Source organism: Syntrophales bacterium (assembly GCA_030018935.1).
GTDB lineage: Bacteria > Desulfobacterota > Syntrophia > Syntrophales > CG2-30-49-12 > CG2-30-49-12.
This window is the reverse complement of the sequence record JASEGZ010000064.1, coordinates 1-8,208: the sequence shown is the minus strand read 5'-3', so window position 1 is coordinate 8,208 and position 8,208 is coordinate 1. Positions and strand designations below refer to the sequence as shown.

The window sequence follows — 8,208 nt, the reverse complement described above, 5'->3', positions numbered from 1 at the left end:
AAAAGCGGACAATTCATTTGCTACAAAAGCGGACAATTCTATTTACTCTTGACATCTAAAATTGGGCGGAATTGACGGTTGTTAAAAAATAGCCATTATGGTAAACGGGGTTGCAAGAAGTGAAGCTTTTGCCTGTAAGGGCGTGTATGCCGGCAGGGACTACGTGTGGTGGTATTGCACCCCTTGCCCCTTACAGGACGGGGGCCGCGGTGGAGCGCCTCTGGTTGTTACAGGATAAGAAATGCATGACATTTTAAAGAGAGTCCAGGTACATATACCCTTTAATATTTTGCGTGATAAGCTTCTTCCCACGGTGATAAGAGAAGGTATCAATCCAGAGATCGGCTTCAATTATGCCGTCCTCGATCAGGTGAGAAGAGAGGATTTTCTAAGGGTCGCCGATAGCTTGAGGGAAGCGGGATTAACGATTACCTTCCACGCCCCTTTCATGGATTTAAGACCTGGGGCCATTGATCCGAGGATCCGGCAGGTGACGAGAGACCGCCTGCGTCAAGTATTTGATCTTGTTCCCTTTTTCCGGCCACGTTCCGTGGTCTGCCACCCCTCCTTTGATGAGAGGTACTACGTCTCTGGCGAGCAGATGTGGCTGGAAAACAGTACAGAGACATGGGAACACTTTTTAACCCTCGCGAGGGAGATGGATACCATCATTACCCTGGAGAATGTCTATGAAACGGGCCCTCACCACCTAACTCTCCTTCTCGATACCTTTACATCTAATAACCATATCCGTTTTTGTTTCGATACCGGGCATTTTAACGTATTCTCCCGGATGCCTTTAGAGGTATGGATAGATAAACTGGCACCCTGTCTGGGTCAGATTCACCTTCATGACAACAACGGGGTTACCGATGACCATCTCCCCGTGGGGGAGGGAAATTTCCCCTTCCAGAGCCTTTTCAAGATGCTCCAGGAACGGGACCTGGATCCTATCATCACCCTTGAATCCCATTCGGAAAAGGACATGTGGCAGATGTTGAGGAATATTAAGGCGATGGGACTGCTCGGTGGAGACAGGGGACGGGACATAAAAGTCAGAGAAAAGTTATGAAAGCGCCCGTAGGCAACTCAGGAGGGTAACCTTTGCCGGAATATATCGTGAGGAGATTGATATTCATGCTGCCCCTTCTGCTCGGGATTACCATTGTCTGTTTTGTGGTGATGCGTCTGGCGCCTGGTTCTCCGACGGATCTCCAGACACAGATGAACCCCCGGGTTTCTGCAGAGATGAGGGAACGTCTCCGGGCTATGTACGATCTCGATAAACCCTTACATCAGCAGTATCTCTCCTGGCTGAGGAAGCTTGCCGTCCTGGATCTGGGAAGGTCCTTTTCCCCCGACCACAGACCGGTTGCGGATAAGATCCTCGAAAGAATCCCCATTACGATTATCATCAATATCCTTTCCATGGTCATCATCCTGCTGGTAGCCATTCCGATCGGTGTCCTTTCCGCAGTTCATAAGGATTCCCTTTTCGACCGAATAACCACTATTTTTGTGTTTATTGGCTTTGCCACTCCCACCTTCTGGCTGGCCCTTCTTTTAATGATCCTCTTTGGTGTGCATTTAGGCTGGCTCCCCATCTCCGGTATCCGATCCTTGAATTATGAGTACCTTCCCCGGCTGGCCTCTTTTATTGATCTGCTTAAGCATCTGGCAATGCCCGTTCTACTTTCAGCCTTTGGCGGATTGGCAGGGCTTTCGCGGTATATGAGGGCCAATATGCTGGAGGTGATCAGGCAGGATTATATCACGACGGCAAGGGCAAAGGGTTTGAGTGAGCGGGTGGTCATTTACAAGCACGCCCTGCGCAATGCCCTTCTTCCCGTCATTACCATCCTCGGTCTTTCCGTACCGGGGCTCATCGGGGGGAGCGTTATCTTTGAGACCATCTTTGCCATACCCGGCATGGGGCAGCTTTTCTACATGTCCGTCATGGCCAGGGACTACCCTGTGGTGATGGGCATCCTGTTTATCGGGGCGCTCCTCACCCTTCTGGGAAATCTGATTGCGGATGTTTCCTATGCCCTAACAGATCCGAGGATCAGGGTATCATGAACGAAAGATGATCAAGTCTGATTTCCTGTACAGATTTTCCAGAAATAAGGTGGCCGTTGCCGGCAGCGTCGTCGTTATTTTGTTGTTTATCATTTCTTTCCTGGCGCCGTGGATTGCTCCCTATGACCCATGCAACGTCAATCTCCAGATGGTCCTTGCCCCTCCTTCTAACAGTCACCTGTTTGGAACGGATCAATTGGGACGTGATGTCTTAAGCCGGATGATCTGGGGCGCCAGGATATCTCTGAAGGTGGGGTTTGTGGCCACAGGTATTGCCATCCTGATCGGGACCATTTTAGGCGCCATAGCAGGCTATTATGGGAAATGGGTTGATGCGGCAATCATGAGATTCACGGACATCATGCTCTGTTTTCCCACATTTTTCCTTATCCTGGCTGTGATCGCCATTCTGGAACCATCTATCTGGAACATCATGATCGTCATTGGTTTGACTGGGTGGATGGGGGTTACGCGCCTTGTCCGGGCGGATTTTATCTCTCTGAAGGAGAGGGATTTTGTCCAGGCGGCAAGGGCCATTGGTGCCAGTGATCTGCGGATTATCTCTGTCCATATTCTACCCAATGCCATGGCCTCCGTGCTTGTTACGGCAACACTCGGTGTCGCCGGGGCGATACTGACCGAGTCGGCCCTCAGCTTTCTCGGTATCGGTGTCCAGCCACCCACCCCCAGCTGGGGGAATATCCTCACGGCAGGCAAGGACAATATAGATATCGCCTGGTGGCTTTCCCTCTATCCCGGCCTTGCCATTCTGATCACCGTACTCGGCTATAACCTGCTGGGGGAGGGGATCAGGGACACCCTTGATCCAAGACTGAGGTAATGACAGTACTGTCCCCACATCGAATTTAGCAGACAGGGAAGTCATTATGTTTATAGATTCCCATATACATCTCACGATGGATGCATTCGACCGGGACAGGGACGAGATAATCAGGAGGGCGAAAGAGGCAGGTGTGGATTTGATGGTAACTGTCGGGACGACCCTTGATGACTCCAGAGAGGCTATCTCCCTTGCCGGTCAATATGAGGCGGTTTATGCCACCATCGGTATTCATCCCCACGACGTAAAGGACATCGTCAACCTGACTTATGACTCCCTCAGGGAACTGGCAAAGATGGACAAAGTCGTGGCCTATGGGGAGATCGGCCTTGACTTTGTTCGTAATCTGTCCCCAAAGGAGGTGCAGATCAAGAGGTTCGGGGAGCAGCTCGAACTGGCCGGTGAACTCCGCCTGCCCATTATCATCCATGATCGGAATGCCCATAGGGAGATGCTGGAGATGCTCAAGGGCTGGAGGGAAAGGGGAGGTGTCTTCCACTGTTTTTCGGGGGACTATGACATGGCTAAAAGGTGTCTCGATATGGGATTCTATATCTCCATCCCGGGGACGGTCACCTTTGAGAATGCAGTAAGGCTTCAGGAGGTGACAGGACTTATTCCCCTGACCGGTCTCCTCCTGGAAACGGATGCGCCCTACCTCTCTCCCCATCCCCACCGGGGAGAGAGAAATGAACCGGCCTACATCGTTCATACGGCAGGGAGGATAGCGGAAATAAAGGGGCTGTCTCTCGAAGAGGTGGGAAAGGTGACATCCCAAAACGCAAGGGCCCTCTTTAACCTTCCATCTAAGAACGGATGGATCGTTTCAACCTGATAGTGGATGATGAGAGCACAAGCGATTGCAAGGACTTTGGCTTACTCATAAAGAACCTTCAAACGTAACCGTATCAGATGGCCCTTAATGCCTCCACAATATTCATCCGTGCTGCCTTCACCGCAGGGAGTACACCACCGACAAGGCCCATTATCAGCGAGAAGGCCATAGCTTCATAAATAATCTTGAAGGTTAATGAGAAGGTAAATGCAAGCTCTGAAAAAGTCTGGAAGTTCATTGTCGAAACTGTGAGCATCTGTAGAAAGGAAGCAAAAAACAAGCCGATGGAGCCGCCGATAAATCCGAGGAGCAAAGACTCTATAAGAAAAGAAGTCAGTATATTCCCCTTCTGAAAGCCGAGGGCTCGCAAGGCGCCGATTTCACCGGTTCTGTTGGCCACGGCAGCGTACATGGTAATCATTGCGCCGATAACTGCACCAAGCGAAAAAATTACCGTCAGGGATACACCTAAAATACGCAGAAATTTTGCCATCATCTCCGACTGTTTTTCATAATATCTCGTTTCACGCATTGCCTCTAACGTAAGACGCGGGTCATTTTCTATCCGTGATTTGACTATTTCGAATTCTGAAGAATCGCCTAATCTGAATATAATGGAAGAATAGACAGGCCGTCTGAACGCCTGCATCAGTTGATCAATATCTCCCCATATCTCTGAGCTGAAACCTGTATTCCCCGCATCAAATATCCCAACCACTATCCAGTCTCTCATGGCGAAGCGGAGTGTCTCTCCTACACCACCGCCTTTAAACCTCTTTGCAATGCTTTGCCCGGCAACTATTTCGTATGAACCGGGCCTTGGTATACGCCCGGCGACAAGTTTTATCTGCGGCCTTAACATCATTGAACTTTCCGAGATCCCCCTTATGACGACATTGGAGGGCTTATTGGTTCCACGCTTGGGAAGAGTAATAAGAACGATCAGCTCTTTTGCCAATAACGGTTTCCCGTTTGGTCCTATTGCCACCTCCGGCTCAGTTTCTACAATAGAAGCCTGCAGCCGTTCAACACCGCTTTGGACTTCCGAACCCGCCGCTTTTCGGATTACTACTGCATTATCGTATGAACCGGTATCTACAAGGGTCTTCTGCAACCCCTCCGCCAGCATCAGGATCGCTGCAAACACGAACACCACAAGAGCCATACCGGAAATGGTGAGAAATGTTGTCAGACGCCGGGTCCATAGATTACGCAAGCTATACGAAAAAGGTATTTTCATTCCATATTCCCATCGCCCCGATTTGTTTTCCTCTATCCTATCCTTCCGAGTCCATCAGCTATCCGAATTTTTATGGCGCGCCACGTTGGAAAGATTGCGGACATAAGTGCAATAAGAAAAGACATTACTATATCCAGATAGATTGTTTCCGCCGCAACATTGAATACGGGAAAGTAGGCGCTCAGTTCTTTGCTGAATACTTTTGCCGCGGGAAAAGTAAGAACGATACCAAGAACAGTTCCTATCATTGTGATAAGTAGAGATTCACCAAATATCAAACCGGAAATGTGAAAGCCGCCGAATCCAAGCGTTTTGAAAACGGCATATTCACTAATCCTCTCACGGGCGGTCATGGCCATAGTATTGGCAACAACCGCCATGATAATAATGATAATTACAAAGGAAACCAGTTGTATGGCGATGACAATAGCCTCCGTCATGGAGATAAAGCTCAACTGAAAGGCTTTTTCGGTTTCAGTTAATGTTTCTGCCAGAGAGTTTTTAAATGTTTCATCTATCTTTACTGCGACATCCGCGGCCAGGTTCGGGCTGGTTAATCCTATCATGTAGAAGCCGACCTGATCCGCCCGCCGGGGGACGGTTTTTTTCAGGGTTTCGTTAAGATATTCCCAGTGAAAGATGAAGGCGGTTTCATCTACCGATTGATCTCTCCCCTTATAGATGCCACGTATTACAAAATCCCAGTTGCCCGGGAAAATGGTCCCTTTCAATGTGATCACATCGCCGATCTTCCAGCCGTACCTTTCCGCCAGCTTACGTCCGGCAATGGCTGCTTTTCGGTCACGGAGAAAGGCGGTTTTCTGGTCTGAGGAAATTACAAGCTCCGGATACAGTTTAAGATAGGTCTTCGGTTCCACAGCGTAATTTGCAAAGAAGTTTTTTTCGTCTATGTAGATACCACCGAACCAGTTACCGTAAGAAACTGTCTTCACACCTTTTACCTGTCGGATCTTTTCCTGATACGAAACAGGGAGTGGAAAAACAAGTGATATGGAATTTCTCGTCACAAGACGGCTGGCGGAGGAGGCGTCAACGCCCGCATACCAGGCGCTTATCACGGTACGAAGGAGACCGAAGGCAAGAATAGCGATAATGATGCCGAGGATGGTTAGAAAGGTGCGAAGTTTGTGGCGGCAAGCGTTTCTGAAAATGATCTTGAGGCTATACATTCAGAGCACCTTTATCGAGGCGCTTAATAATATGAGCCCTTTCCGCGGCCCTCGGATCATGAGTCACCATAATAATGGTTTTGCCAAGTTCATGCACAAGCCTTTCCATAAGATCAAGTACTTCATCAGCAGAAACTCTGTCCAGGTCGCCTGTCGGCTCATCCGCAACCAGCATGACGGGATCAGTTACAACTGCGCGTGCAATCGCCACGCGTTGTTGTTGACCGCCCGAGAGTTGGGAGGGGTAATGGTCCATCCTGTCTGCAAGGTTGACCATTTGCAGAACCATCTTCACATGCTCCCGCCTTTCTTTTCTTGAAAGGTCTGTCAAAAGCAGTGGAAGTTCAATATTCTCAAAAGCGGTCAGCACCGGGATGAGATGGTACAACTGAAAGATAAAACCGACATTTGTGGCACGCCATTGGGCAAGTTCAGTTTCGGAAAGTGAAGTAATATCCAGGCCGCCTACTCTGATTATGCCGGAGTCCGCTCTGTCAATGCCTGCTATGAGATTTAACAAAGTAGTCTTACCCGAACCTGAAGGACCCATAAATGCTAGAAACTCACCTTTATTGATATTCAAAGTAATATTATACAGAACTTGCAGAATCTGGTTGCCACGCCGGTAGGATTTACATATATTTTCTACTTCAACAATAGGTGTCTTGTTTTTCATTTACTGCTCAGATGTTTTTACCCTAACTCCATCCTTTACCTTTTTCAGCGGCTTAACTACCACTTTATCTCCAACTTCAACTCCTTGTAAAACTTCCGTCATGTCGCCGAGTTGTTTCCCAATGGTGATGGCCGTTTCAACCGCCCTGTCACCCTTGACCACATAAACCAGATTCTTTCCATTGCCCGTAATTACTGATGAAGAGGAAATCGCTTTTAAGGGTTTTTGTTCTTCCGGAGTGACCTTTCGCAAAAGAAACGCAACCTTTGCACTCATCTCAGGCAATATGCGGCTGTCTTTATCAATAAATTTCGTTTTTACCAACACGGTCGCCTTGGTCCGGTCCGCAGTCGGTACAATCATATGTACCTCTCCACGGAATCGTGAATCGGGCAAGGCGTCTAACTGAATTTCACAGGGCTGCCCCAGCCTTATCTGATGAATATTTGATTCAGAGACATCTACCTCTACCTGGAGGGAATCCATATCGGCTATGGTGACTACCGCCGCTTTAGCATTAGCAGCAGCCCCTATAGGAGTGACGATATCGCCTATATCGGCATTTTTGGTTAAGACAACAGCGTCAAAAGGGGCACGGATCAAGGTGTAGTCCAGGGCTACATTGGCGCCGTGAAGCGCCGCAGTTCCGGCCTTAACTGCCGCCCCAGCTGCTTCGACTGCTGCAATTGCCTTCCTGTAACGTGCTTCTGAAGAATCATATTCAGCCTTTGATACAAACCCATGCTCCAGCAAATCCTTATTCCTGTTGAAAGAAAGCAAGGCATCATTTAATTCTGCCTTCGCCTGTTCCAGATTATAACGTAGGGCCTTTAGGTTGGCTTCCGCCTGGTTCTTGGAAGCGGCAACATCCTCGCTTTCGAGCTTGGCAATCACCTGTCCGGCCTTTATCCGGCTTCCCTCTTCAACCGACAACGATATGAGACGTCCTGTTACTTTTGAGGCGACAGCAGCCTTACGTTGTGCTGCCACATATCCACTCGCATTCAACAGAGTAAAAGTCTGAGAAGGGTATATTTTTATCACGCTTGCAACTTCTACTTGAATGGACGGCGTTAGAATGCCTTTGACATAAAGAAATCCTACGATGATGATTATGGATATCAGGATAAATATCAGGTATAAATTCCTTTTCCCCTTTCCCCTGTGTCTGGTAACTTTCGCTTTGTCAATGCGCAGTTTTGCAATATCCTCATTCGCCATTTATGTAAACTCCTCATCAGGTGGATTTACAAATTCCTATTTTATCAATTTGCTACTTTATTCGTTTTGATTTAACACCGATTTTCGCGGAGCTATAACCGTCATTTGAGGACAAGATTTTGATGC

The 8,208-nt window shown here is 48.4% G+C and carries 9 protein-coding genes; 5 read left to right on the top strand and 4 right to left on the bottom strand.

What is annotated here, in order from left to right:
* The first annotated feature begins 119 nt into the window (after positions 1-119).
* Genes QMD03_09540 through QMD03_09520 form a run of 5 tightly spaced genes read left to right on the top strand, consistent with a single transcriptional unit; the run spans position 120 to position 3,755 of the window.
* Positions 120-257, top strand: coding sequence for a hypothetical protein (locus QMD03_09540; protein MDI6777453.1), 138 nt, complete (start codon positions 120-122; stop codon positions 255-257).
* Positions 242-1,072 (top strand): sugar phosphate isomerase/epimerase family protein, encoded by an 831-nt coding sequence (locus QMD03_09535; protein MDI6777452.1) that lies wholly within the window; start codon positions 242-244, stop codon positions 1,070-1,072. The genes QMD03_09540 and QMD03_09535 overlap by 16 nt, the downstream gene beginning before the upstream one ends.
* Before the next feature lie 32 nt (positions 1,073-1,104).
* The gene (locus tag QMD03_09530) at positions 1,105-2,079 is read left to right on the top strand and encodes an ABC transporter permease (protein MDI6777451.1); all 975 of its coding nucleotides are present in this window, start codon (positions 1,105-1,107) and stop codon (positions 2,077-2,079) included.
* A gap of 7 nt (positions 2,080-2,086) precedes the next feature.
* Positions 2,087-2,920 carry an ABC transporter permease gene (locus QMD03_09525; GenBank protein ID MDI6777450.1) on the top strand — a complete coding sequence of 278 codons (834 nt, stop codon included), beginning with the start codon at positions 2,087-2,089 and terminating at the stop codon, positions 2,918-2,920.
* 46 nt (positions 2,921-2,966) lie between these two features.
* Positions 2,967-3,755: a TatD family hydrolase gene (locus QMD03_09520; GenBank protein MDI6777449.1), complete on the top strand. Its 789-nt coding sequence runs from the start codon at positions 2,967-2,969 to the stop codon at positions 3,753-3,755.
* A gap of 73 nt (positions 3,756-3,828) precedes the next feature.
* On the opposite strand, the gene QMD03_09515 is transcribed toward QMD03_09520, so the two are convergent.
* The 4 genes from QMD03_09515 to QMD03_09500 are packed head-to-tail and all read right to left on the bottom strand — an operon-like array spanning position 3,829 to position 8,082.
* Positions 3,829-4,995 carry an ABC transporter permease gene (locus QMD03_09515; protein MDI6777448.1) on the bottom strand — a complete coding sequence of 389 codons (1,167 nt, stop codon included), beginning with the start codon at positions 4,993-4,995 and terminating at the stop codon, positions 3,829-3,831.
* A 32-nt stretch (positions 4,996-5,027) separates the two neighbouring features.
* Positions 5,028-6,185 (bottom strand): FtsX-like permease family protein, encoded by a 1,158-nt coding sequence (locus QMD03_09510; GenBank protein MDI6777447.1) that lies wholly within the window; start codon positions 6,183-6,185, stop codon positions 5,028-5,030.
* Positions 6,178-6,861, bottom strand: coding sequence for an ABC transporter ATP-binding protein (locus tag QMD03_09505; protein ID MDI6777446.1), 684 nt, complete (start codon positions 6,859-6,861; stop codon positions 6,178-6,180). Before QMD03_09505 ends, QMD03_09510 begins: the two co-directional genes overlap by 8 nt.
* Positions 6,862-8,082 carry an efflux RND transporter periplasmic adaptor subunit gene (locus QMD03_09500; GenBank protein MDI6777445.1) on the bottom strand — a complete coding sequence of 407 codons (1,221 nt, stop codon included), beginning with the start codon at positions 8,080-8,082 and terminating at the stop codon, positions 6,862-6,864. It lies immediately after the preceding gene.
* Between the last annotated feature and the right edge of the window lie 126 nt (positions 8,083-8,208).

What these genes read in the sequence shown, in the direction of transcription:
- QMD03_09535 (MDI6777452.1), top strand. Translation starts at nt 242, where the DNA reads ATGCATGACATTTTAAAGAGAGTCCAGGTACATATACCCTTTAATATT.
- QMD03_09525 (MDI6777450.1), top strand. Translation starts at nt 2,087, where the DNA reads ATGATCAAGTCTGATTTCCTGTACAGATTTTCCAGAAATAAGGTGGCC.
- QMD03_09520 (MDI6777449.1), top strand. Translation starts at nt 2,967, where the DNA reads ATGTTTATAGATTCCCATATACATCTCACGATGGATGCATTCGACCGG.
- QMD03_09515 (MDI6777448.1), bottom strand. Translation starts at nt 4,995, where the DNA reads ATGAAAATACCTTTTTCGTATAGCTTGCGTAATCTATGGACCCGGCGT.
- QMD03_09510 (MDI6777447.1), bottom strand. Translation starts at nt 6,185, where the DNA reads ATGTATAGCCTCAAGATCATTTTCAGAAACGCTTGCCGCCACAAACTT.
- QMD03_09505 (MDI6777446.1), bottom strand. Translation starts at nt 6,861, where the DNA reads ATGAAAAACAAGACACCTATTGTTGAAGTAGAAAATATATGTAAATCC.
- QMD03_09500 (MDI6777445.1), bottom strand. Translation starts at nt 8,082, where the DNA reads ATGGCGAATGAGGATATTGCAAAACTGCGCATTGACAAAGCGAAAGTT.